Source organism: Stenotrophomonas sp. (assembly GCF_032056425.1).
Taxonomy (GTDB): domain Bacteria; phylum Pseudomonadota; class Gammaproteobacteria; order Xanthomonadales; family Xanthomonadaceae; genus Stenotrophomonas.
In genome coordinates this window covers 21,682-43,982 of the sequence record NZ_DAMBCN010000010.1, presented here as the reverse complement: position 1 = coordinate 43,982, position 22,301 = coordinate 21,682, and the positions used below count along the sequence as shown (strand labels likewise).

At 62.1% G+C, this 22,301-nt stretch carries 22 protein-coding genes; 6 read left to right on the top strand and 16 right to left on the bottom strand.

Annotated elements, in window-relative coordinates:
- The first annotated feature begins 67 nt into the window (after nucleotides 1–67).
- Nucleotides 68–937, top strand: coding sequence for a class I SAM-dependent methyltransferase (locus tag RTY46_RS08765; RefSeq protein WP_312707838.1), 870 nt, complete (start codon nucleotides 68–70; stop codon nucleotides 935–937).
- Between the two features lie 30 nt (nucleotides 938–967).
- On the opposite strand, the gene RTY46_RS08760 is transcribed toward RTY46_RS08765, so the two are convergent.
- From RTY46_RS08760 to RTY46_RS08690, 15 genes are all read right to left on the bottom strand, one after another.
- A complete protein-coding gene (locus RTY46_RS08760) occupies nucleotides 968–2,422 on the bottom strand; it encodes a glycosyltransferase family 4 protein (RefSeq protein ID WP_312707836.1) in 1,455 nt (484 codons plus the stop codon).
- Nucleotides 2,419–3,153: a glycosyltransferase family A protein gene (locus RTY46_RS08755; protein WP_312707835.1), complete on the bottom strand. Its 735-nt coding sequence runs from the start codon at nucleotides 3,151–3,153 to the stop codon at nucleotides 2,419–2,421. Before RTY46_RS08755 ends, RTY46_RS08760 begins: the two co-directional genes overlap by 4 nt.
- A gap of 7 nt (nucleotides 3,154–3,160) precedes the next feature.
- Nucleotides 3,161–4,171, bottom strand: a complete 1,011-nt coding sequence (galE, locus tag RTY46_RS08750) for a UDP-glucose 4-epimerase GalE (protein ID WP_312707834.1) — start codon at nucleotides 4,169–4,171, stop codon at nucleotides 3,161–3,163.
- Nucleotides 4,172–4,238: 67 nt separating this feature from the next.
- Complete coding sequence (locus tag RTY46_RS08745) at nucleotides 4,239–5,786, bottom strand: hypothetical protein (RefSeq protein WP_312707833.1); 1,548 nt, start codon at nucleotides 5,784–5,786, stop codon at nucleotides 4,239–4,241.
- A gap of 2 nt (nucleotides 5,787–5,788) precedes the next feature.
- A complete protein-coding gene (gene rffA, locus RTY46_RS08740) occupies nucleotides 5,789–6,922 on the bottom strand; it encodes a dTDP-4-amino-4,6-dideoxygalactose transaminase (protein ID WP_312707832.1) in 1,134 nt (377 codons plus the stop codon).
- A 29-nt stretch (nucleotides 6,923–6,951) separates the two neighbouring features.
- Nucleotides 6,952–7,317 carry an EamA family transporter gene (locus tag RTY46_RS08735; protein WP_312707831.1) on the bottom strand — a complete coding sequence of 122 codons (366 nt, stop codon included), beginning with the start codon at nucleotides 7,315–7,317 and terminating at the stop codon, nucleotides 6,952–6,954.
- Nucleotides 7,314–8,546 (bottom strand): acyl-CoA reductase, encoded by a 1,233-nt coding sequence (locus tag RTY46_RS08730; protein ID WP_312707829.1) that lies wholly within the window; start codon nucleotides 8,544–8,546, stop codon nucleotides 7,314–7,316. The genes RTY46_RS08735 and RTY46_RS08730 overlap by 4 nt, the downstream gene beginning before the upstream one ends.
- On the bottom strand, nucleotides 8,543–9,646 hold the full coding sequence (locus RTY46_RS08725) for an acyl-protein synthetase (RefSeq protein WP_312707827.1): 1,104 nt from the start codon (nucleotides 9,644–9,646) through the stop codon (nucleotides 8,543–8,545). Before RTY46_RS08725 ends, RTY46_RS08730 begins: the two co-directional genes overlap by 4 nt.
- Nucleotides 9,643–11,046 (bottom strand): AMP-binding protein, encoded by a 1,404-nt coding sequence (locus RTY46_RS08720; protein WP_312707826.1) that lies wholly within the window; start codon nucleotides 11,044–11,046, stop codon nucleotides 9,643–9,645. Before RTY46_RS08720 ends, RTY46_RS08725 begins: the two co-directional genes overlap by 4 nt.
- Nucleotides 11,047–11,793 carry an SDR family NAD(P)-dependent oxidoreductase gene (locus RTY46_RS08715; RefSeq protein ID WP_312707825.1) on the bottom strand — a complete coding sequence of 249 codons (747 nt, stop codon included), beginning with the start codon at nucleotides 11,791–11,793 and terminating at the stop codon, nucleotides 11,047–11,049.
- Between the two features lie 2 nt (nucleotides 11,794–11,795).
- Nucleotides 11,796–12,044, bottom strand: a complete 249-nt coding sequence (locus tag RTY46_RS08710) for an acyl carrier protein (protein WP_312707824.1) — start codon at nucleotides 12,042–12,044, stop codon at nucleotides 11,796–11,798.
- A complete protein-coding gene (locus RTY46_RS08705) occupies nucleotides 12,041–12,802 on the bottom strand; it encodes a hypothetical protein (RefSeq protein ID WP_312707822.1) in 762 nt (253 codons plus the stop codon). Before RTY46_RS08705 ends, RTY46_RS08710 begins: the two co-directional genes overlap by 4 nt.
- Entirely contained in the window at nucleotides 12,795–13,772 is a 978-nt protein-coding gene (locus RTY46_RS08700; protein WP_312707821.1) for a glycosyltransferase family 2 protein, read from the bottom strand. The genes RTY46_RS08705 and RTY46_RS08700 overlap by 8 nt, the downstream gene beginning before the upstream one ends.
- Before the next feature lie 156 nt (nucleotides 13,773–13,928).
- Nucleotides 13,929–14,867 carry an electron transfer flavoprotein subunit alpha/FixB family protein gene (locus RTY46_RS08695; RefSeq protein ID WP_312707820.1) on the bottom strand — a complete coding sequence of 313 codons (939 nt, stop codon included), beginning with the start codon at nucleotides 14,865–14,867 and terminating at the stop codon, nucleotides 13,929–13,931.
- Complete coding sequence (locus RTY46_RS08690) at nucleotides 14,867–15,613, bottom strand: electron transfer flavoprotein subunit beta/FixA family protein (protein ID WP_312707819.1); 747 nt, start codon at nucleotides 15,611–15,613, stop codon at nucleotides 14,867–14,869. Before RTY46_RS08690 ends, RTY46_RS08695 begins: the two co-directional genes overlap by 1 nt.
- Nucleotides 15,614–15,900: 287 nt before the next feature.
- On the opposite strand from RTY46_RS08690, the gene rfbB reads away from it, so the two are divergent.
- The 5 genes from rfbB (at nucleotide 15,901) to RTY46_RS08665 (ending at nucleotide 20,887) form a co-directional block, all read left to right on the top strand.
- Nucleotides 15,901–16,956 carry a dTDP-glucose 4,6-dehydratase gene (rfbB, locus tag RTY46_RS08685; RefSeq protein WP_312707818.1) on the top strand — a complete coding sequence of 352 codons (1,056 nt, stop codon included), beginning with the start codon at nucleotides 15,901–15,903 and terminating at the stop codon, nucleotides 16,954–16,956.
- Between the two features lie 14 nt (nucleotides 16,957–16,970).
- Complete coding sequence (rfbA, locus tag RTY46_RS08680) at nucleotides 16,971–17,858, top strand: glucose-1-phosphate thymidylyltransferase RfbA (RefSeq protein ID WP_312707817.1); 888 nt, start codon at nucleotides 16,971–16,973, stop codon at nucleotides 17,856–17,858.
- Complete coding sequence (rfbC, locus tag RTY46_RS08675) at nucleotides 17,855–18,412, top strand: dTDP-4-dehydrorhamnose 3,5-epimerase (RefSeq protein ID WP_312707816.1); 558 nt, start codon at nucleotides 17,855–17,857, stop codon at nucleotides 18,410–18,412. The genes rfbA and rfbC overlap by 4 nt, the downstream gene beginning before the upstream one ends.
- Nucleotides 18,409–19,299: a dTDP-4-dehydrorhamnose reductase gene (gene rfbD, locus RTY46_RS08670; protein WP_312707815.1), complete on the top strand. Its 891-nt coding sequence runs from the start codon at nucleotides 18,409–18,411 to the stop codon at nucleotides 19,297–19,299. Before rfbC ends, rfbD begins: the two co-directional genes overlap by 4 nt.
- 178 nt (nucleotides 19,300–19,477) lie before the next feature.
- Nucleotides 19,478–20,887, top strand: a complete 1,410-nt coding sequence (locus tag RTY46_RS08665) for a hypothetical protein (RefSeq protein WP_312707814.1) — start codon at nucleotides 19,478–19,480, stop codon at nucleotides 20,885–20,887.
- 5 nt (nucleotides 20,888–20,892) lie between these two features.
- Here the strand turns inward: RTY46_RS08665 and RTY46_RS08660 are convergent, their stop codons facing one another.
- Nucleotides 20,893–22,296, bottom strand: coding sequence for a mannose-1-phosphate guanylyltransferase/mannose-6-phosphate isomerase (locus tag RTY46_RS08660; protein WP_312707812.1), 1,404 nt, complete (start codon nucleotides 22,294–22,296; stop codon nucleotides 20,893–20,895).
- Between the last annotated feature and the right edge of the window lie 5 nt (nucleotides 22,297–22,301).

Genomic DNA, 22,301 nt, shown 5'->3' with positions numbered 1-22,301 from the left:
ACTTCAGTATTGGTCGCCTCGGTCAAGCTCACCGGGGTTCCGTCCATACAGTTCGGAGTATCAACGCATGAAGCGATGCATTCAGTGCTCTGTTGCGTACACCGCGACCGACTGGGCGTGCCCGGGTTGCAGCTTTGCCCCGCCCATCATTGATGGCTGGCCGGCATTCGCATCAGAGTCAGCCATCTCGACCAGTGGGTTCAGGCCCGAAGCATTCGCCGAACTCGCCGCTCTTGAGGTGGGCAACTTCTGGTTTCAGGCCCGGAATCAGCTGATTGTCTGGGCGTTGAAACGCCATTTTCCGGAACTGCGGAGTTTCCTGGAAATAGGCTGCGGCACCGGCTTTGTTCTTGAAGGCATTGCTCAGGCATTCCCGCAGGCGAAGATGGCCGGTAGCGAGATCCTCAGCGCGGGGCTGCCCTTCGCAGCGCAGCGGATGGCATCGGCAGAACTGTTCCAGATGGATGCACGGCGCATCCCGTACGATAGTGAATTCGATGTCATCGGTGCATTCGATGTCCTTGAGCATATTGAAGAGGATGAGTCTGTCCTCGCTGAGATTCATCGTGCTCTGGTTGCTGGCGGCGCCGCGATCTTTACCGTACCGCAACATCGGTGGCTGTGGAGCAGTATTGATGAGCACGCCTGCCATGTGCGCCGTTACCGTACCGGAGAACTGCGGGAGAAACTGGATCGTTCGGGCTTCCATGTAGAGTTGGAGACGTCTTTTGTCAGTTTGCTGCTGCCGATGATGCTCGCGTCGCGACTCTCCAGGAAGGATGCGCCGGAGCAGGACGCCAATGCGGAGATGCGTCTGCCTCGAATCCTCAATCAACTGCTGCTGGGCGTGATGGCAGTGGAGCGGGGCCTGATCAAGTCCGGTATCCGGTTCCCCATTGGTGGAAGCAGGCTGGTGGTTGCGCGCAAGATCAGTTGAACTCGTGATTCAGATTGGTGCAAGACAGCTTCAGTGCGCGTAGCCCGGAATCTGCTGCAATGATGCGACGAACCTATCCCAAGTGAAGGCGCGGAGGGAGTGCGATTGAGTCCGGATCCACTTCACCCGGGTAGTGGGATCCGCTAGGTTGCGTACTGCCGCAGAATAGTCCACCGTGGACGCATTGGCCGGGACAAGCATGTCTGCCGGAATCAAGTCGCTAATGCCACCAATTTGTGGCGCAATCACCGGAATGCCGGATGCTGTCGCTTCGAGCAACACATTCGGAAGACCATCCCAGCAGCTGGTGTAGATATACGCCAAGTGCTCCGGACCAAGAATGTCCGAGAACCGCTCATAGCTGCCGTGAATGCTCACATTGCTCAGCGCTTTCAGACGACAGAGGTTTTCGTCATCTGCAGACAGCGCTGCGCCATGCACATCCCAGTGGAACTCCGGCATGGAAGATGCCAGTTCCACAAGAAGTTCCGGACGCTTCTGGCGCTCAAGTCGGCTGGCCCATAGCAGGCGCTTCGGTTTGATGTCCGGGTTAATAGGGAGTGATGGTACTTCCGGCGCAGGGAAATGAACCACTTTAAACAGGGATGGATCGATGCCAATTGAGTCGCGCCATGTGGCCGGCGAAGCTCCATTGTCGGTGATGACCGCATCCAGCCAAGGTAAGCACGTGGGTAGGAACTGCTGAGCAAGACCGGTACGACGACCATCCACATCGAACTCATCACAGTACAGGGACGCGAACACTCGTGTTCTCTGTTTGATGGCCTTGCCAAACCGCTGCAGCGTCCGCCACCCGGTATGTGAATTGATTATGTGGATCCTGGTCGGTGCCAGCTGAACAAGAAGGCGTGCCAGCACGGCCTCGGGCTCACTGTGGGGAAGGCTCAAGGCTGCCAGTGTGTGGCCGCATTCCACAAAGGGCGTAGCGTCATCCAAGCGGCTGGCCCATGGAGAGTCGCCCGGCTCGGTCGCAAGTACCAGCACGCGTTGTCCGAATTCCTCGTGCAATGCTCGAGCGTGGTGCAGAGCGCCGAGATCGGCTCCCCCACGCTTGAGCCATGGGATCAGCAGAACCGTATCAAACTGTCGATTTCCTATGCTGCGTCGTAACTGCTCATAGGCATGTCCCGCTTGCGTCCAGTGCACGGGGGTCAGGAATGCCTGTGGGCGTTGTTCAAGAACGATCTTCGGCGCCAGCAGGGGGTCGACCGTGACCGATAGGTCGCGCAGATCCTGAATCGCCCAGTCGGGTAGCGTCTGCCTATGCTTCTGCGGTGCTCGCAATGTTCGTCGAACCAGCAATGACGCCGCAGAGGTTGGCCAGCGTCCTGACGGATGAATCCGCCGGGCACACGCGAGAAGCAATGAAACCATGGAGCTTCTCGTGCTTTCCGGCAACCTGGTCAACAACAGTCGGTCCGCCAGGGTGTAGGCGTCCCGGAGAAAATAGCGGATATTGCTCATCGCAGATCAAACAAGCGTGTTGGGGGAATGAGCGCATTCTGGCTGGCGTGCGCGTTGTTCAATGAGCCAGTGGACTTCTTTCTGACGTAATGGACTGTTCGCTCGGCAATCATGTGAGCGTACCCTCGGGCATAGGTTTCGCAGTTCCAGTGCCAGTCTTCGAACCCGAATCCCGACTCGCCTGGACGGGCTTTCGCATAGGGCACCTCGAAGTAGATCTCGCGGCGCGCGAAACTGCAGGCGTTCCAGGGGTTGACGGTAAGCATGCAGGCTGGATCGAAGTCCGCCGCGTCACTGCCGGTCTGCCACCACAAGCCGGTCTCAGCCTCAAACGTCACGATCAGTTCGGGATGGAGGATGGCTGATCCGGGAAGCGCTTCCGCACGCTGATGGCAGCGGATGATGAAATCGGCGGATAGGTAGTCATCCCCGTCGCAGATCAGGATTCGCATGCCGGAGGAGGCGAGCAAAGCTTGGTTGCGCGAAAGCCCCAGATCTCCGCAATCCAGATGCAGGACGCGGTCCACGCATCCGCTGGCGACGTGAGAGTGCACGAGACGCGTGGTTTCCTCGTCTGCGCGATCCAAGGTCGCGACGACTTCCACGGAAATGCCTGCGCTGATTGCAGCCATCCGGCAACGCTGCAGCGAAAGAAGGCTCTTGTGAGCCAACAGCGCCTCGCGATGGAAGGTAATGATTGCTGTTACGTCTTGGGGGGGGGAGGGCAGCATCGACGATTCACGCCTTCATGGAGTCGACACGCATCTGCCAACGCCACGCGTCAACGCACATCTGGTCGAGGCCCCGCGACGACCTCCACCCTAGTAGCTCATGCGCAACGGATGGATCGGCAAAACACGAGGCAACATCGCCAGCGCGGCGTTCGGCGATCCTGAGTGGGATCTGGCGGCCGCTGGCGCGCTCGAAGGCTGCGACCACTTCCAGCACGCTGTGACCTCGCCCGGTGCCCAGGTTTACGGTGATGCTGCGTTCGTCACGCACGAGGAATTCGAGCGCCTTCACATGCGCTTGGGCAAGGTCTACCACGTGGATGTAATCACGCACGCCCGTGCCATCGACGGTCGCATAGTCGTTGCCAAAGACCCGCAGATACTCGCGTTTCCCGCTTGCGACCTGCGAGATGTACGGCATCAGGTTGTTGGGAATACCGTGGGGCGCCTCGCCAATCATTCCGGAGGGATGGGCGCCAACCGGGTTGAAGTAGCGCAGCGAGGCAACGCTGAGGCTTGGGGCGGACACTACGAGATCTTCGAGCATTTGCTCGCAGATGAGTTTGGATCGTCCGTAGGGATTGGTGGTGCGCGTGTTGGCCGACTCCGGAATGGGGCACTGATCTGCCTCGCCGTAGACGGTGGCCGATGAACTGAATACGAACCTGCCTACATCGCAGGCCTGCATGGCCTGAAGAAGTGAGATGGTGCCGGCCACGTTGTTGTCAAAGTAGTCGAGTGGGCGCTCCCAGGATTCACCCACAGACTTCAGTGCAGCGAAGTGGATGACCGAATCGATGGAGTGATCACGGATCACACGCTCCAGCAACGCTCGGTCGCGGATATCTCCCTGAACGAAAGCGGGCATCTTCTGCGAGATGGCTTCGATGCTGGCGAGCACCTCGACGCCGCTGTTGACGAGGTTGTCCAGGATTGTCACTTCATGCCCGCATGCCAGCAGCTCCACACTGGTGTGGGAGCCGATGAAGCCAGTTCCTCCAGTAACCAACACGTTCATCTTGAAATACCTATCAGAATGGTTGAGCTTGCACTTAATCGGGGTCTGCGCCTGTAGAAAGAGCAGTTCAGTGCATGCATATCACGACCTCGTCTCCCTTCTTGTGCAGGGAGCTGGGGGCAGGATACTTGGCTGACGTTGAACACAGTCCAGCGAATTCCGGCGCCAGACGGACATTCTGGTCGCGGCCCGTCGCTTCGTCGAACAGTGGATCCAGTGCCCAGTCAACACCCAGTGCCGAAATGTTCAGGTCTCCCTGAGCGATACCTTGGGCGATCTCATGTGACCAGGTGGGTCCTACGATGGCCAAATTTGATGCTGCCTCAGGGTATTTTTCGGTCGCGAGGAGCGCCATCTCCCGCGCCTGCATCTGGTCCCATCGATTGAGCCGCTGCTGATTGAACAGAATCGAGTGGCTGTGCGCTGAAAAGATGCAGCCGCTGGCGATGAGAAGAACACCGGCGAGATTGACGCGGGGATTACTTGTGGGTATCAGCACTGAAGCAGCTGCCGCTAATGCAAAGGGCACCGCAATCAGGGTGCGAGGTACGGGCCACCAGGTCACCGTGACAGCGATGGGAATGAGTGCTGCGGCAGTGCCAGCAATCAGGACAACAACTGCCAGCCAGGTTGAACCCTTGGCCGTGCGCAGGCGGGCGATCAGCAGGACAATGAAGCCGGCGGCCGCGAGCGCTTTGGCAGGCCAGGTGGCAACAGTTTCAGATTTTGCCCAGAGAACAGGAACCAGGTGAGCCAACTCCATCCAGCGCTGGGACAGCTGCTCCACTGGAATCAGTTCTGATCGTCCCGCCGCTGGAATTCCAGAGACGATAAGCACCAGCTTCGCGACAAGCATGTTGGAGAGGATCAGCACAGCGCCGGCCATTGCGGCATGGGCCGGAGGTGCAAGCCAGCCTTGGCTCCGTAGTAATCTCGGGCCGAGGCGGGGCGAAAGCCCTTGCTGGAGGCGGCGGACGTGGACACAGAGCACTGCAATCGACAAGAAGCAGACAGCAAGCTGGTTGATCCCCATCACCAGGGTAGCGAGCAGGACACTGGCGATGAGATGGGAGATGCTCAGCGTCGCTGCATCCAATGCGGCTCGATACAGTCGAAGTGCCAGCCACATGCCGAGGAAAACCAGCGACATCGGCAGTGCGGCCTGACGATAGGAGACGTACTCGGTGTAGTACGGATGGGCGCCCAGCAAGGCGCCGAGGCCGATGGCGATGGTTGCCGTGCCCTTGGGTGGAAGGTCTAGTGCATCTCTGAAGAACAAGCCGCTGAATACTGCTGTCGCCGCCAGTCCGATGGTCGAGAAACTCGACATCGTCAGGTTGCAGGCGTGCAGGATCACGTCCATCAGTGCGCTGCCATAGCGCCCCTGCGAGATGAAGAATCCTGTAAGGCTCTTGTCGCCGGCCAGCCGGACGATCCCATAGTCATCTAGCGAATACCCGGGTGTGAAGCCTATGAGCTTCGATACGAGGAAGAACGCAAGGTAGGCCAGCAGAAAAAGCAGTCCCGCCTGCATTTTGCCGACAACCTGGAGTGGCGCCTGTTGTCCTGCGTCCTGCATTGGGCCGGAACGCAAAGTGGGACGTTCGTAGGCCATCGTCAGATGCCTTCCCTAATTGCGGCATCTGCCGCTGCCAGGACCTGGTCTAGCTGCTGCTCGAGGCCAAGCCAGAGCGGCAGGCGTACCAGACGGTTGCTGATGTCATCGGTTACTTTCATCGTTCCAGCCACGCGTCCCAGGCGTTGTCCGGCCGGAGAGGAGTGCAGGGGGATGTAATGGAAGACCGTTTGCACTCCACGCTCGCGCATTCCAGCGATGAAGGCCGTACGTGCCTCAAGGCTTGGCAGCAGTAGGTAGTACATGTGTGCATTGTGCGTGCACTCGGCTGGAATGATTGGGCGACGCAGCTGCCCGGTGGCTTCGTAAGGCGCGGCCCAGGTGTGGTAGTGGTCCCAGATCGCTAGCCGGCGGGAGGTAATGTCATCTGCCTCCAGCAACTGTGCGTTGAGAAAGGCTGCTGTGATCTCGCCAGGAAGATAGGATGAGCCAATGTCCACCCAGGTGTACTTGTCGACCTGTCCGCGGAAGAAGCGGCTGCGGTTGGTGCCTTTCTCGCGGATGATCTCGGCATCTTCGGAGAATGTCGCATCGCGGCAAAGCAACGCTCCGCCTTCTCCGGAGATCACGTTCTTGGTTTCATGAAAACTGAAGGCGCCCAGGTCGCCGATGGTGCCCAATGGACGCCCACGGTATGTAGACATGATGCCCTGTGCGGCGTCTTCGACTACAGCCAACCCACGGCGTGCAGCAATCTCCATGATGGTATCCATCTCGCAGGAGACACCCGCGTAGTGGACCACGCAGATCGCCTTGGTACGGTCGGTGATGGCTGCCTCAATGAGCTTCTCATCGATGTTGAGCGTATCCAGACGGATGTCGACAAAAACCGGTACCGCACCGCGCAGAGCAAATGCGCTGGCGGAGGTGACAAAGGTGAAGGAAGGAAGGATGACTTCATCGCCAGGCTTCAAGCGGAACAGGAGTGCCGCCATTTCCAGTGCAGCCGTACAGGAGTGTGTCAATAGGGCAGTGTTCGCGCCGGTACGATCACGAAGCCAGGCATTGCAGGCCTTAGTGAAGGGGCCATCGCCGGACAGGTGACCATTTGCATGCGCCTGTCCGATGAACTCTGGCTCGCGGCCGGTCATGTAAGGCTTGTTGAAGGGGATCAAGGCAGACCTCTGCAAGGCTGTAGATGCGGTCAGGCTACGGACCGGGAGAGAACGACAACGCCCATCATGATGAGGACCGTGCCGGCTATTTTGTAGCTATCCAGTTGTTCCTGGAAGAAGACCGATGCCAGGAGAGCAACCAGCAGGAAATTGATGGCCATGTACGGGTATGCGCGGCTGATCGGTAGCTTGTTGATGGCGGCCATCCAGCACAGAGAAGCCCCGAAGGCGGCAACGAAGGCAGAGATGATCCAAGGCTTCAGCAACAGCTGCACCAGATTCCAGGGCTGTAGTGGGGAATTCAACAGGTGGCCGTGCAACCCGACCTGCCATTTGAGGACCAGCTGGCCGTATACCGTCAGCAGAATGGTCATGGCGATGAAGAAGTAGCTCATTGCTTGGGGGTTCCCGGCAAGGTGATCTTGCGGGTCAATACGTCGAGCAGGTCGGTACCATCCCAAACCGGATGGAAGTCAAGAGCGCGACCAAAGGGAACGATTCGATCCAATGCCCTGTTTTCCAGTCGGGCCAGCAGTTCGATGAGAGCCTCTCGGGAAAAACCATGCTGGACCAGAGTCTGGTCGCGATCATCCAGCTGTCCGGCAAGGTCGGTCAGTGCTGACAGCGAGACGTCGACGACGAGGCCATGACCGCTCTGCAATTCGCGGAGATGCGCGTCTGCGCGTGCTGCATCCAGGGTCAATGGATAGCTGCCCAGCGAACTGGAAGAGTGGATTGTGGGTGCGAGCGCTGCCATGAGATGGGCGTCGGTTACGCGGGCCATGAGCGCGGCGGGCTCGTCGTTCATTGCGCCGGCCTGACCGCGAACCGCAGGCCAGAAGCGCGCTCGCGCCTGCTGAATGCTGCCTGCATCACCCACCCAGTACAACGTCCTTGGTGACGAGCATGCTTGTTGGCCGAACCAGAGAACATCGTTGACGAAACGATGCGCCAACTGCTGAAGGTCGGCTTCCGTGGATCTAACTATGGTTGCAGCATCGATTGCGGCAACGCCGAAACGATCAGGGAAGGCCAGTTCGAGTGCGAGGGGGGCAAGCGGAATCGATCGAATCTTTGCTACGGTGGCATCGCCGCCCCAGATGATGCGGGCATGGCAGTGTCGGGAGAGCAGGCTGGTGATCGCGTCGTCGTGAGGATAGGTGAGCAGGACGCTGCGTTCGAGTACGCTTGCGTGCAGCCCTTCGCGACGCATGTCCCCCAAGATCGAAACCAATGCTTCACGCTGTACGCTGGGCTTCTGCGAAAGGCGGGCGACATTGCGGTTGCCCGCCAGCACGGACATAAGCCATGCGTAGGCGAACAGAACATCCACGTTGGCAGGTGCCAGGTGGAACACAAGGCCGCGCGCCAGCAGGGATTCATTGTCGGGCGACTGCAGGCGACGGAACAGATGCTCCTGTGCGGCCGGTCGGAACCAGTGCGCCAGAGTGGCCAGTTCAGGATGGTCACGCAGCACTGGCAGCGCGAAGATACGGCGTGCGAAATCTGCGACGAACGCACGCGACTGCGCGTCGAAGGGGGGCAGTGGCGCAAGGCCTGAAATACGGGCAAGCTGCGCTTGCAACGGGACATCTGGGGTAGTGGAGAACAGAATCTGGGTCATGTGCCGGGTACCGTCCGTGTGTCGCTGCAACCACGGACTTCAACGTTCTTGATGCGGCCCAGCACGCCGAAATGCTTGCCCGGGCGCCCGCAGGCGCAGTCGTCCTCACCGTGAATGACGCCGAGATCCTCGGTAAGCAAGCTGTGTCCCGGATAACTTCCGGGCAGCAGGCTTAGGACCTGGATCGCACCGGCTTGGCCGTTAGCGATCGGGGATAGATCCTGCAGGTCACGCACGATCACGTCCGCATAGGCCGGCGCGTGCAGGTGGCCGTGCTCGCACTCGAAGAAGATCGACCCGACCTGCTCGACCATTCCATAGTAGTTATGCACGCGCTCGATTCCGAATGTCGAGGACAGGGCCGACTTGTACGCAGCGTTGTCGACCTTCTGTTCGTCCATCTTCTTCCAGCCACCGCCATGCACGAGCATGCTGCCGCTAGGGAACTGCAAGCTGATACCGTCGCGTTGTGCAGCCTGCACGAACGATTGCCAGACGATGAACGTGAAGCCAAACAGAAGTACCGGTTCATTCGGCGAGGACGTCAGCCACTGCTCCAGCAACTCCCAGTCTGGACGCAGCTGTTCATCGAGCAGATATAAATGATCTCTTCCGAAATTGGAGAAGCCAAGGATACCGGCAGCGCGTGCATTGAATCGGCTGCGGTCGCGCAAGAAGGAGTCGTCATCGATCACCAGCATGCGCATGCGACGATTGCCGGCGAAGTGAGAGAAAATCCGGGTCAAAGCGCGAGTCTGTGCGCGTGCAGTATCCGCATCAAGGAAGATTCTTGAGACAGCAGCGCCCGTTGTGCCGCTGGAAATTAGCGTACGTAGCACCTGTTCGTCCGGTACGCTCTTCAGGTCCAACTCCTTGAAAAGGCGTACTGGCAGCCAGGGCAGTCTTTCCAGCGTGTCGGCCCGGCCCTCGTTCCACAGTGCATCGATCATTGCCGCGTAGGGCGGGCAATGGGTGTGGTGATGTAGGGTGAGCGACTGCAGGCCCTGCAGTAGCCACTGGCGCTTGGTCGCGCGATCAAGCCCAAACACATCGACGTCCAGCGCGGCGGCGGACAGTGACGTCTCCGGTGTAACCTTCACTTGCGAGCTCCTTCCCCAGCCATCTGCCGAAGAGTGGGGTAGTCGATCTTGCCATTGGATAGCAATGGCAATGCTTGCAAATGGATGCAGCGTACCAACCCGCCGAACAGTTTGTAGCGTTCCTGTACCAATGCGCGGACCTGATCCAATGCAGCAGCGGCGGCGCCGTGGCTGAATACCACAAGGTCGTCGTCGCTGCCCGAGCAGGCAATCTGGCGTTCGAGCGTGGCCGACAGCATGGCCTCGACTTCATCAAGGTTTACGCGGTTGCCGGACATCTTTAGGAATCGCTTGGCACGGCCCGTGATGTAATGAAAGCCTTCCTCGTCGACGCGAGCCAGGTCTCCAGTGTGCAGCACTCCCCGCAGTTCGTCGGCGTTCGCAAGCTCCGCTCGGGTGATTGCGTAACCCAGCATTACGTTGGGACCTTCGTAGATCAGTTCGTCGGTGGCAGCATCAATGTGGATGCGTCCACCAGGTACCGCCAGGCCGATGCTGCCTACCTTCTCCAGCAGGCGATCGGCTGGGACATAGCTGATCCGCGGTGATGCTTCGGTTTGGCCATACATCACGAAGAATTGCAGGCCATGCTCAAGCGCGGACTCAGCGAAGTGCCGGACCAGATCGTCACGCAGTCGGCCTCCTGCCTGGGTCAGCATGCGCAGGCTTGGCAGCTGAAGCCGAGCCAGCCCCATCCTTCGCAGGATCTCGTAGGTGGCGGGGACGCCCGACAGCGACGTGACTGAATTGACTCGCGCAGCGTTCCAGAACTCCTGTGTCATCAGACTATCTTCGCTCAGGACCACGCAGCCGCCGCAGCCAAGATGGCTGTTGAGAATCGACATGCCAAACGAGTAGGCCAGCGGCAGGGAGGTGATGGCACGATCTTCCGCATCCAGTCCCAGGTAGGCGACGATGGACGCGGCGTTGCTGGCCAGATTACGGGCTGACAAGCGCACCAACTTTGATGAGCCGGTACTGCCGGAGGTGCTCAGAAGTAGTGCCAAATCTGGATGTGGTGAGGTTCCTGTGGAATATCCGTTGCGCAAGTGGATGCAGAGGTCGTCGCCGGAATGCACAGTTGTGTACCCTTGCGGAGGCGGTGTTCGGGCGGACAACGCGAGCCATTCTGGCTGGTATTGATCGATGAGCGATGCCAACAGCGTCGGTTCGATGTCGGACTGCAGCAACAGGGGCACCTGGCGCCGGCCACGCAGCGCACCAAGATACAGCGCGACAGCTTCGATCGAGCTGCGCATTGCTAGGATGCCCATGCCACGCTGCTTGGGGAGATGTGCTGCCATGCCGTCGGCCACGCGTGCCAACTCGCGGTAATTGATCCGCAGTTCGCCCTGTACAAGGGCTACTCGCTCACCATGTGTCAACTGCCAGAACTGCATTCAGACCACCATCTGTCCGTCGATGCCGATGACCTGGCCAGTGATGTATGCTGATCGCGATTCCAACAGGAATGCCACCAGTTCGGCCACTTCCTCAGGCGTCCCTGCGCGGCCCATGCCAATGGAGGCGACTCGCTTTGCGTGCGCAGTCCCTGGCATGGCGCGGGTCATGTCTGTGTCAATGAAGCCTGGCGAAACCGCATTGACCCGAATGCCCTTGGTTGCCAGTTCCTTGGACGCTGCCCGGGTTGCGCCCACAAGGGCGGCCTTGCTTGCGGCATAAAGGCTGAGCCCGGCAGCGCCGTTGACTCCCATGATCGATACCAGATTGACGATGCTACCGCGCTGAGCGCGCGTCATCAGTCGTGCGGCGTACTGCATGGTCATCAAGGGGGCCTTCACGTTCACTGCCAGAACCCGATCAATGTCTTCGGGGCGAATCATTCCCAGCAGGCCTTCGTGCAGGACACCAGCGTTGTTTACCAAGCCGTCGAGACGACCAAAGTGACTGAAGATCTGCTTGAAAACTGTGGCAACTGCGTCGGCGTCAGCGAGATCGATCACGTCCAGCATCGGTGCCGGCGCACCTCGGGCGATCAACTCCGCCGCGAGGGACTGCAGCGCAGCACCATCTCGCGCCACCATGACCAGCTGGGCGCCGCGTGCAGCGAGCAGATGGCAGATAGCGCGTCCGATGCCTCGGGAAGCGCCGGTCACCAGGATGACGGGTGCGCTGGGCGTGTCCATCTTCAGAGGGCTGCGCCATGCTTGCGCAGGATCTCGCGCGCCTTGCCGACCGAGCTCATATCGATCACCTCATCCATGTCGATCATTACGCCAAACGTTTCTTCCAGGGCGGCGATCACGGACATGTGTGCGATCGAGTCCCATTGCGGGATGGTGTTGTAACGTAGCTCATCGGTTACCTGGTCGGCACCGATACCCAGAACGCGGGCGAATACAGCGGCAACTTGGTCTTCGTGGGCAGTAGAGTTCATAGGAATTTCCGGAAACCAGTGAGGGTGGAATTGAATTGAAAGCCCAGGCGCGCATACAGGTTGAGGATGCCGGTATTGGCTGCGGACACCAACGTGGTACAGCGTTGGATATCGCGAGCAGCCAATGACTCCAAGGCCGTCACCCACAGTGGCATCGCCAACATCGAAAATGGTGCAGCGGCACCGGTCAGCAACAAGTCTGCATGTGGCTGATCCGGATGCGTGCGTTCGGCGTGGAAGCCAATCACGCGTCCCCGTGATTCGGCGGCATGAGCAAGGCCGCCGTTGATCAGGTCTTCGATCCAGTTTGCGGTTCGCGCGCGCGCGCGCGCGCTGTCGATGGCAGGATCTTCGAGGAAGCGGCCATGTCCAAAGTCGTCATGGGCGATCTGGCGAAGCAGGGGGATATCAGCGCTGGTCGCTGGGCGCAGTTCAGGCAGCATGCCACGCGGCACCGCTGGTAGGTTGCCCATGCCACTGCGCGACACGGTCAACGAGGTTTCCACGAACTGGAAACCTTCGTCCAGCAATGCGCCACGCAGCAGATGCCCGTTGGCGTCAACGCGACCGAACAGGTATTTCACCTGCCGGCCCAATGCCCAGCCTTGCACCTCTTCCAGCAACTGACGGGCGCTGTCCTTGTCGTTCGCGTGGAATGCCGTGACTTCAGCCGTGACAAAGCCCAGAGCACGTTCATCCCAAGGTGTCAGACGCGCATGCAGAAGTCCGCATTCCAGTCGCAGTTCGAAATCAGCCACGGCCATCCTCGCTGCCATTGATGGTGCTTGCGACGATGTAATACGGCCTGCGCTGGACGTTACGGAACACCTGGCCAACGTAAAGGCCCACCACGCCTAGCGAGAACATCATCAGCCCGCCGATCAGCCAGATCGCACCAATAATGGAGGTATAGCCCGCGACTTGGGTGTCGCCGTCCCACCATCGCCAGATGCTGATGCCAACCATAACGAAGGCGATCAATGCACAGGCCATGCCTGTCCCGGCGACCATCCGCAATGGCTTTTCGGAGTAGCCTAGGGCGATATTCATGGCAAGTCGCAGCAGGCGTCTCAACGTGTAGGAAGACTCTCCCTCGGCACGCTGTTGGTGCCGCACAGGCAACCTGGTGGTGCGGAACCCTGCCCATTTCACCATCAAGGGGAATGATCGGTCGCGCTCAGGCATGGCGCAGACAGCGTTGATGACCTTGCGGTGGAAGATGCCGAAGTTTGCAGTGGAGGGATCCTGTGGGACGCCGGTAAGCCAGCCCAGTACGGCAAAAAAGCCCCACGAGGAAAACCGCTTGAGGGCGGTGTCCTTGCGCTCGATGCGTTGCGCAAACACGACGTCGAAGTGCTCGTCAACTGCTTTTCGGTAGAGCTTCGGGATTTCTGCCGGAACGTCCTGCAGATCGCAGTCCATCACCACTGTCCAGCACCCTCTGGCATGTTCGATGCCCGCAGAGATGGCGGAGTGTTGGCCGAAGTTCCGCGACAATTCCAGGCCTTTAAGCCATGGGCGGGTGGCGGCCAGCTCTTTGATGCGTTCCCATGCACTATCAGGACTGGCGTCGTCGACGAGGATCAGTTCGAAACCCACGCCCATGGCTCGCATGGCATCGTGGACCTGATCGGCAAGATCTTCCAGGCAGCCTTTGCATCCGTAAACAGGGGCCACCACCGACAGTTCGATCGAATGCGATGGAGCTGGGGACAGATCAACGGTCATAGAATGTGGATTCTCGGCGCCAGCATCAGGGGGGGAATCCTGGCGTCGCGGGCGCATCCGCCGCGCGGCCAAGGACCCAGCGACCGGAGAGTATAGCGGTCCGCGCAAATGGTGGCATGGCGGCGGCACCCCGTTGGGACGCCGCCGCTCGCAGGCTTACAGCGCCTTTTCCAGCTCCGGCAGGATCGCAAACAGATCCCCCACCAGGCCGATATCGGCAATCTCGAAGATCGGCGCGTCGCCGTCCTTGTTGATCGCGACGATCGTGCCGGCATCCTTGATGCCGGTCAGGTGCTGGATGGCACCACTGATGCCGACCGCCACGTACAGTTCCGGCGCGATGATCTTGCCGGTCTGGCCGACCTGCAGATCGCTGGGCACGTAGCCGGCGTCGACGGCGGCGCGCGAGGCACCGACGGCGGCACCGAGCTTGTCGGCCAGCTGGAAGATGACCTTGAAGTTCTCTTCCGAACCGACGCCACGGCCACCGGAGACCACGCGCTTGGCGGCCTGCAGGTCCGGGCGGTCGCTGGCAGCAGCAGCCAGGCCGACGAAGCGGGTGTGGGTCGGCAGGGCCGCGTCCACGCTGGCCGCTTCAACGGCGGCGCTGCCGCCCTGGCCGGCTTCCGGCCACGATGCGGCGCGCACGGTCGCGACCACGATCTGGTCGGCCGGGGCTTCCACGGTGATGATGGCGTTGCCGGCGTAGATCGGGCGCTTGAAGGTGTGGCTGCCTTCCACGCTCATCAGGTCCGAAACCTGGTTGACGCCCAGCAGGGCGGCCACGCAGGGCATCAGGTCCTTGCCGAAGGTGGTGGACGGGCCAAACACGTGGCTGTAGCCCTTGGCCAGCTGCGCGATCTGCGGGGCCAGCACCTGGGCGATGGCCTGCGCATTGGCGGCGTTGGCCACGGTCAGGACCTTGGCCACGCCGGCGATCTTGGCCGCATCAGCGGCCACGGCGGCCGGGTCGGCGGCCAGCACCAGCACGTCGATGCTGGCGCCGCTGATCGCGGCGGCGGCGCTGACGGTCTTGGCGGTGGCGGCGTTGAGCTTGCCGTCGTGGTGCTCGGCGATGACGAGAATCTTGCTCATTACAGCAGCCCCTTCTGCTTGAGTGCGGCAACCAGTTCGGCCGCGTCCTTGACCATCACACCCTTGCTGCGCTTGGACGGCGCGGCGTACTGGGTGGTCTTGAAGGTGTCGGCGGCTTCAACGCCCAGATCGGCCAGCTGCAGGGTTTCCAGCGGCTTGGCCTTGGCCTTCATGATGTCCGGCAGCTTGATGAAGCGCGGCTCGTTCAGGCGCAGGTCGGTGGTGACCACCGCCGGCAGGTCCACTTCCAGCGTTTCCAGGCCGGCATCCACTTCACGGGTGACTGTGGCCTTGCCGTCGGCGATGTCCAGCTTGCTGGCGAAGGTCGCCTGCGGGCGGCCCCACAGCGTGGCCAGCATCTGGCCAGTCTGGTTGGCGTCGTCGTCAATGGCCTGCTTGCCCAGGATGACCAGGTCCGGCTGTTCCTTCTCGATCAGCTTCAGCAGGGTGCGAGCCGCGGTCAGCGGCTGGATGGCCTGGTCGGTGACCACGTGGATGGCGCGGTTGGCACCCATGGCCAAGCCGTTGCGCAGGTGCGCCTGGGCGTCGGCCGGGGCGATGGTGGCGACCACCACTTCCGTGGCGATGCCCTTGTCGCGCAGGCGCAGGGCTTCTTCCAGTGCGATTTCATCGAAGGGGTTGGGGGACAGCTTGACGCCGTCGGTGACCACGCCGGAACCGTCCGGCTTGACCTGAATGCGGACGTTGTAGTCCACCACGCGCTTGTACGCGACGAGGATTTTCATCTGGTACTCGATCCTTGTAGTGCCGGCCGTTGGCCGGCTCACAGTAACGGGAAACGTCCGGTCCTCGCACAGCAACCGGTTCGGGGGTGGGATCTGGATTCTAACTGGCCTTGACCGACCGTGCGAATGCGTATGGTTTTGTTGCGTCGCGTCAAAAAACGCTGAATCCGCCTGCGTCATTCACGTCTAGCAGGCAGTCGTGAAGATCGTCGCGCTGTATGCTGCTGCGCTGTGCCGGAGTGCCCGATGGCGCTCCCAGGACGAAATTCAGAACAGGAGAACAGGTAGTGCCCACTTGGCTTGTCACCGGCGGCGCCGGATTCATTGGCGGTAACTTCGTTCTCGAAGCCGTCGCCTGCGGCATCAAGGTCGTGAACCTGGATGCGCTTACCTACGCCGGCAACCTGAAGACCCTGTCCAGCCTGGACGGCAACCCCAACCACATCTTCGTGCAGGGCGACATCGGCGACCGCGCCCTGGTGGCGCGCCTGCTGACCGAACACCAGCCCGATGCCGTGCTGAATTTCGCTGCTGAAAGCCACGTGGACCGTTCCATCGACGGCCCAGGCGCCTTCATCCAGACCAACGTGGTGGGTACCCTGGGCCTGCTGGAAGCGGTGCGCGATCATTGGAAGGGCCTGTCGGCCGAGCAGGGCGCGGCGTTCCGCTTCCTGCACGTGTCCACCGACGAGGTGTACGGCACCCTGGGCGAGACCGGCAAGTTCAGCGAAACCACCCCGTATGCCCCGAATTCGCCGTACTCGGCGTCGAAGGCGGCGTCGGACCACCTGGTGCGCGCGTTCCACCACACCTACGGGCTGCCGGTGCTGACCACCAACTGCTCGAACAACTACGGCCCGTACCACTTCCCGGAAAAGCTCATTCCGCTGGTGATCGCCAAGGCGCTGGCCGGTGAGCCGCTGCCGGTCTATGGCGACGGCAAGCAGGTGCGTGACTGGCTGTTCGTGACCGACCACTGCGAGGCGATCCGCACCGTGCTGGCCAAGGGCCAGGTGGGCGAGACCTACAACGTGGGCGGCAATTCGGAAAAGCAGAACATTGAGGTGGTGCACGCCATCTGTGCGCTGCTCGATGCGCGCCGCCCGCGCGAGGATGGCCAGCCGCGCAGCAGCCAGATCACCTACGTGACCGACCGTCCCGGCCATGACCGCCGCTACGCGATCGATGCGTCCAAACTGAAGAACGACCTGGGCTGGGAGCCGGCCTATACGTTCGATCAGGGCATCGCCTTTACCGTTGACTGGTACCTGGACAACCAGGAATGGGTGAACGGCGTGCTGGATGGCAGCTACCGCCTGCAGCGCATCGGCACTTCGGCCTGAACCCGGGAGACGACATGACCCAACGCAAAGGCATCATCCTGGCCGGCGGTTCCGGCACCCGGCTGTATCCGATCACCAAGGGCGTCAGCAAGCAGCTGCTGCCGGTGTACGACAAGCCAATGATCTACTACCCGCTGAGCGTGCTGATGCTGGCGGGCATCCGTGAAGTGCTGATCATCAACACCCCGCACGAACAGGCGTTGTTCCAGCAGCTGCTGGGCGATGGTTCGCAGTGGGGCATGGATATCCAGTACGCCGTGCAGCCCAGCCCCGATGGCCTGGCCCAGGCCTATCTGATCGGCAAGGACTTCGTGGGCGGCAAGCCCAGCTGCCTGGTGTTGGGCGACAACATCTTCCACGGCCACGGCTTGCGTGAAGTGCTGCGCAACGCTGACCAGCGTGACCAGGGCGCCACCGTCTTCGGTTACTGGGTGAACGATCCGGAGCGCTACGGCGTGGCCGAGTTCGACAAGAACGGCAAGGTCATCGATCTGGTGGAAAAACCTGCCAAGCCGCGCTCAAACTACGCGGTGACCGGCCTGTATTTCTACGACGGCAATGCCAGCGACTACGCCGCCGAGCTGAAGCCTTCGCCGCGTGGTGAGTTGGAGATCACCGATCTGAACCAGCGTTACCTGCGTGAGGGCCGCCTGCACCTGGAAGCGCTGGGCCGCGGCTATGCCTGGCTTGATACCGGTACCCACCAGTCGCTGCTGGAAGCGTCCAACTTCATCGAGACCATCCAGACCCGCCAGGGCCTGCAGGTCTGCTGCCCTGAGGAAATCGCCTTCGGCAAGGGCTGGATCAGCGCCGAGCAGCTGGAAGCGCTGGCCGCACCCCTTATCAAAAATGGGTATGGCCAGTACCTCCACACGCTGGCCCAGCGTGGAGTGGTTCCGTGAAAGTGATTGAAACCAAGCTGCCCGGCTGCGTAGTGATCGAGCCGGCCGTGTTCGGCGATGCCCGCGGCTATTTCTTCGAAACCTGGAACGCGGAGCGCTTCGCCGCGCTGGGCCTGCCCGATCGTTTCGTGCAGAGCAACGTGTCCACCTCGGCCAAGGGCGTGCTGCGTGGCCTGCATTATCAGTGGCCGCGCCCGCAGGGCAAGCTCGTCAGCGTGCTGGAAGGCGAGGTGTACGACGTGGCGGTGGACATCCGCCGCGGCTCGCCGACCTTCGGCCAGTGGGAAGCAGTGGTGCTGAGCGCGGAGAACAAGAAGCAGTTCTGGATTCCCGAAGGCTTCGCCCACGGCTTTGCCGTGCTGTCCGAGCGTGCGCTCTTCAGCTACCTGTGCACCGACATCTACGTGAAGGAATCGGATGCCGGTATCCGCTGGAACGATGCGGATCTGGCCGTTGACTGGCCGATCAGTGCGCCGACACTGTCAGCCAAGGACGAGAACGCGCCGTTCCTGAAGGACATCGCCGAAGACCGCCTGCCGGTCTACAGCCCATGACGGTGCTGGTGTTCGGCGGCAACGGCCAGGTTGGCCAGGAACTGCTGCGCGCACTGGCGCCGCTGGGAACGGTGGTGGCCACCACGCGCAGTGGCCAGTTGCCCGATGGCAGCGCCTGTGAAGTGGCCGATTTCGGCCAGCCTGACAGCCTGCCGGCGCTGCTGGACCGCCTGCAGCCGTCAGTGGTGGTGAATGCAGCGGCCTATACGGCGGTGGATCGTGCCGAACAGGACGTGGACGCGGCTTTCGCTGCCAACGCGCAGGCGCCGGGCGTGATCGCGCGCTGGTGTGCGGCCCATGCCGTGCCGTTCGTGCATTACTCCACCGATTACGTGTTTGACGGGCAGGGCACCGCGCCTTACCGGGAAGACGAGCCGACCGCGCCGCTGGGCGTGTACGGCACCAGCAAGCGTGACGGCGAAGACGCCGTGCGTGCGGCGGGCGGTCGCCACCTGATCTTCCGCACGGCCTGGGTGTATGCCTCGCATGGCGCGAATTTCCTGCGCACCATGCTGCGCGTGGGTGCCGAGCGCGATCAGCTGCGGGTGGTGGCTGACCAGATCGGCACGCCGACCCCGGCCGCGTTGATTGCCGATGTGACCGCGCAGGCGCTGCAGCACCCGGGCCAGCTGTCCGGCACCTGGCATCTGACCGCCAGCGGCCAGACCAGCTGGCATGGCTTTGCCGAGGCGATTTTTGCCGAGGCACTGGCCCGTGGCGTGCTGGCGAAGGTGCCGGCGGTCGAGGCGATTGCCAGTTCCGAATACCCGACGCCGGCCCAGCGCCCGGCGTGGTCGGTGCTGGACAACCGCAAGCTGCAGCAGGAGTTCGGCATTGTGCTGCCGGCGTGGCAGGATGGATTGCAGCGGGTGATGGCCGAGCTCTGAGCGGCCATGTCGCATCCCACCTGTTGCAGCAGGCGCCCGGCTTCGGCCGGGCGTCTGCGTTGTGGAGTGGCCAGGCGGTCGACGCGCGCAGGTCCCCGGTTCTGAATTACCATGCCCGGCTGGATCTACGTCAGCTGCGCACCGCGCGTGCCGCATGCCCTCCCGTAAGGACACGACCATGCATCAATCCCTTTCTCTGCCCCGCGCCGCGCGCGCATCGTCGCCGTTGTTGCTGGCCGGGGCGATCGCTCTGCTGGCTCTGGTGGCACGTCTGCTGTACGTGCAGCACTTCAGCACGCCCATGCCCTACTGGGACCAGTGGGACGGAGAATGGGCGACGGCGTTGAAGCCCTGGCTTGATGGCTCCCTGCAGTGGCAGACGCTGCTGGAACCGCACAACGAGCACCGCATTCTGCCCACCCGCCTGCTGGCTCTGCTGTCCTACGCTGTGACCGGGCAGTGGAACAACGTGTACGAGGCGCGTATCGGTGCGCTGCTGTTCTGCCTGATTCCCGGCCTGCTGGTGTGGCATGCGCTGCGCGACGCGGGGGCGGCGGCGGGGCGCTGGCTGCTGCTGCCGTTGGCGCTGCTGCTGTCAGTCCTGCCGTTTACCTGGGAGAACTTCCTGGTCGGCTTCCAGACGCAGTTCTACGTACTGGTGCTGTCCAGCATCACCTCCATCGCACTGGTGGCCAGGCACCATCAGCGCATTCCGGCGCTGCTGGCGGCCATTGCCTTGAGCGGATTTGCCACCACGATCATGGCGTCGGGCATGCTGACGGCCGTCGCCACCGCCGCCGCATGCCTGCTGGCCTGCCTGTGCCTTCCCGGCCGCCGCGGCCCTGCGTTGTGTGCGGCGGGCCTTCTGGTGGCCATTGCCGTGGCGGCCTATGCCTGGATTCCGGTGATCGAGGCCAATGGCGGCCTGCGCGCGCAGGGCGTTGGCGAGTTCCTCTATGCCACTTCGCGCACGCTGGCCTGGCCGATGCGCTCTGGCGGCTTCGCGCTGATCATCTGGCTGCCGGCGACGGTGATGATCCTGCGCATGGTGATCCGTCGGCAGGCGTCGCCGACGGACCTGGTGATGGCCGGCCTGTGCATCTGGTCGGCCCTGCAGGCGCTTGCCATCGCCTATGGGCGCGGGCATGGTCTGCGCTCGCCCATGCCGCGCTACATGGACCTGTTCGTACCCGGGCTGTTCGCCAATGCCTGGTTCGCGATCCAGCTGTGGAGCCTGCTGCCGGTGGCGTCGCGGCTGCGCACCGCCAGTCGTACCGTGGCCGTGCTGTTCGCGCTGCTGGTGGTGTATCCGCTGCTGGGGCGTATCGGCAAGGATGTGGAAACGATGCGCGAGTTCAAGGCCGCAACCCTGCTGCAGCAGCACAACGTACAGCGCTACCTGGCCACCGGGGAGCCCAGCATTTTGCAGGTAGGGGAATTCGAACTGCCCTATCCCGATGCGGCCCGCCTGAAGGTGTATCTGGATGATCCGGCGCTGCGCCGGGTTCTGCCGCCGCTGCAGCAGACCGATCCGGCGGCCGCGCAGGGCGCTGGGTCGCGACAGGGCCCCGCAGAAGCAGGGCCCTGACAGGGTCAACTGCGCCCGTAGGTATCCTCGAAGCGCACGATGTCGTCTTCGCCGAGGTAGCTGCCCGACTGCACTTCGATCAGTTCCAGTGGCAGCTTGCCCGGGTTACGCAGGCGGTGGGTCACGCCCAGCGGGATGTAGGTGCTCTGGTTCTCGCTGAGCAGGATCACCTCATCGCCGCGGGTCACCTCGGCGGTGCCGCTGACCACGATCCAGTGCTCGGCGCGATGGTGATGCATCTGCAGGCTGAGCGTGCCACCGGGCTTCACGGTGATGCGCTTGACCTGGAAGCGGTCGCCGCTGTCGATTGAATCGTAGGCCCCCCAGGGACGGTACACCTTGCGGTGCCAGGTGGCTTCGCTGCGGCCACCGGCCTTCAATTGCGCCACCACGGTCTTGACCTCCTGCATGCGGTCGGCCTTGCCGACCAGCACCGCATCGTCGGTCGCGACCACGATCACGTCATCCAGGCCGACCATGGCCACCAGCCGCTGGCCATAGGCGTAGGTGTTGCGGCAGTGGATGGCGATCACATCGCCTTGGTGGGCGTTGCCGTCACCGTCCTGATGGGACACATCGCGCAGCGCGGTCCACGAGCCCACATCGTTCCAGCCGGCATCCAGCGGCACCACCACGGCATCGGCGGTCTTTTCCATCACTGCGTAGTCGATCGAATCCGAAGGCACCGCTGCGAAAGCGTCCTTGTCCAGGCGGGTGAAGTCGGCATCGCGGCGGGCCTGCTGCCAGGCCGTGCGGCTGCCGGCCAGCATCTGCGGCTGGAAGCGCTCCAGCTCCTGCAGGTAGCGCGACGCCTTGAACAGGAACATGCCGCTGTTCCAGTAGTACTGGCCGCTGGCGACGTAGCCCGTGGCGGTGTCCAGATCCGGCTTTTCGACGAAGCGTTCAACGGCACGCACGCCCTGGCCGTCGGCGGCCTTGATGTAGCCATAGCCGGTTTCCGGGCCCGTGGGCACGATGCCGAAGGTGACCAGCTTGCCGGCCTCGGCAGCGCTTGCAGCTACCTGCACTGCGCTTCGGAACGCCGCTTCGTTGGTGATTACATGGTCCGACGGCAGCACCAGCAGCAGCGCATCGGCACCGTCACGGGTGGCTTCCAATGCAGCTACGGCGATGGCCGGGGCGGTGTTGCGGCCCATCGGTTCGAGGATGATCGCCGCCGGCTCGGCACCGACCTGCTGCAGCTGCTCGGCCGCCACGAAGCGGTGTTCCTCGTTGGCGATCACCAGCGGACCGCGGCTGGCGATCGGCGCTACCCGCTGCCAGGTGGCCTGCAGCATGGTGTTGTCGCCGGCCAGGGGCAGGAACTGCTTCGGATAGGCTTCGCGCGACAACGGCCACAGGCGCGTGCCGGAACCACCAGACAGGATGACGGGTTGAACGATGCTCATCGGCA

What these genes read in the sequence shown, in the direction of transcription:
- RTY46_RS08765 (WP_312707838.1), top strand. Translation starts at nt 68, where the DNA reads ATGAAGCGATGCATTCAGTGCTCTGTTGCGTACACCGCGACCGACTGG.
- RTY46_RS08760 (WP_312707836.1), bottom strand. Translation starts at nt 2,422, where the DNA reads ATGAGCAATATCCGCTATTTTCTCCGGGACGCCTACACCCTGGCGGAC.
- RTY46_RS08755 (WP_312707835.1), bottom strand. Translation starts at nt 3,153, where the DNA reads ATGCTGCCCTCCCCCCCCCAAGACGTAACAGCAATCATTACCTTCCAT.
- galE (WP_312707834.1), bottom strand. Translation starts at nt 4,171, where the DNA reads ATGAACGTGTTGGTTACTGGAGGAACTGGCTTCATCGGCTCCCACACC.
- RTY46_RS08745 (WP_312707833.1), bottom strand. Translation starts at nt 5,786, where the DNA reads ATGGCCTACGAACGTCCCACTTTGCGTTCCGGCCCAATGCAGGACGCA.
- RTY46_RS08735 (WP_312707831.1), bottom strand. Translation starts at nt 7,317, where the DNA reads ATGAGCTACTTCTTCATCGCCATGACCATTCTGCTGACGGTATACGGC.
- RTY46_RS08730 (WP_312707829.1), bottom strand. Translation starts at nt 8,546, where the DNA reads ATGACCCAGATTCTGTTCTCCACTACCCCAGATGTCCCGTTGCAAGCG.
- RTY46_RS08720 (WP_312707826.1), bottom strand. Translation starts at nt 11,046, where the DNA reads ATGCAGTTCTGGCAGTTGACACATGGTGAGCGAGTAGCCCTTGTACAG.
- RTY46_RS08715 (WP_312707825.1), bottom strand. Translation starts at nt 11,793, where the DNA reads ATGGACACGCCCAGCGCACCCGTCATCCTGGTGACCGGCGCTTCCCGA.
- RTY46_RS08710 (WP_312707824.1), bottom strand. Translation starts at nt 12,044, where the DNA reads ATGAACTCTACTGCCCACGAAGACCAAGTTGCCGCTGTATTCGCCCGC.
- RTY46_RS08700 (WP_312707821.1), bottom strand. Translation starts at nt 13,772, where the DNA reads ATGACCGTTGATCTGTCCCCAGCTCCATCGCATTCGATCGAACTGTCG.
- RTY46_RS08695 (WP_312707820.1), bottom strand. Translation starts at nt 14,867, where the DNA reads ATGAGCAAGATTCTCGTCATCGCCGAGCACCACGACGGCAAGCTCAAC.
- RTY46_RS08690 (WP_312707819.1), bottom strand. Translation starts at nt 15,613, where the DNA reads ATGAAAATCCTCGTCGCGTACAAGCGCGTGGTGGACTACAACGTCCGC.
- rfbA (WP_312707817.1), top strand. Translation starts at nt 16,971, where the DNA reads ATGACCCAACGCAAAGGCATCATCCTGGCCGGCGGTTCCGGCACCCGG.
- rfbD (WP_312707815.1), top strand. Translation starts at nt 18,409, where the DNA reads ATGACGGTGCTGGTGTTCGGCGGCAACGGCCAGGTTGGCCAGGAACTG.
- RTY46_RS08665 (WP_312707814.1), top strand. Translation starts at nt 19,478, where the DNA reads ATGCATCAATCCCTTTCTCTGCCCCGCGCCGCGCGCGCATCGTCGCCG.
- RTY46_RS08660 (WP_312707812.1), bottom strand. Translation starts at nt 22,296, where the DNA reads ATGAGCATCGTTCAACCCGTCATCCTGTCTGGTGGTTCCGGCACGCGC.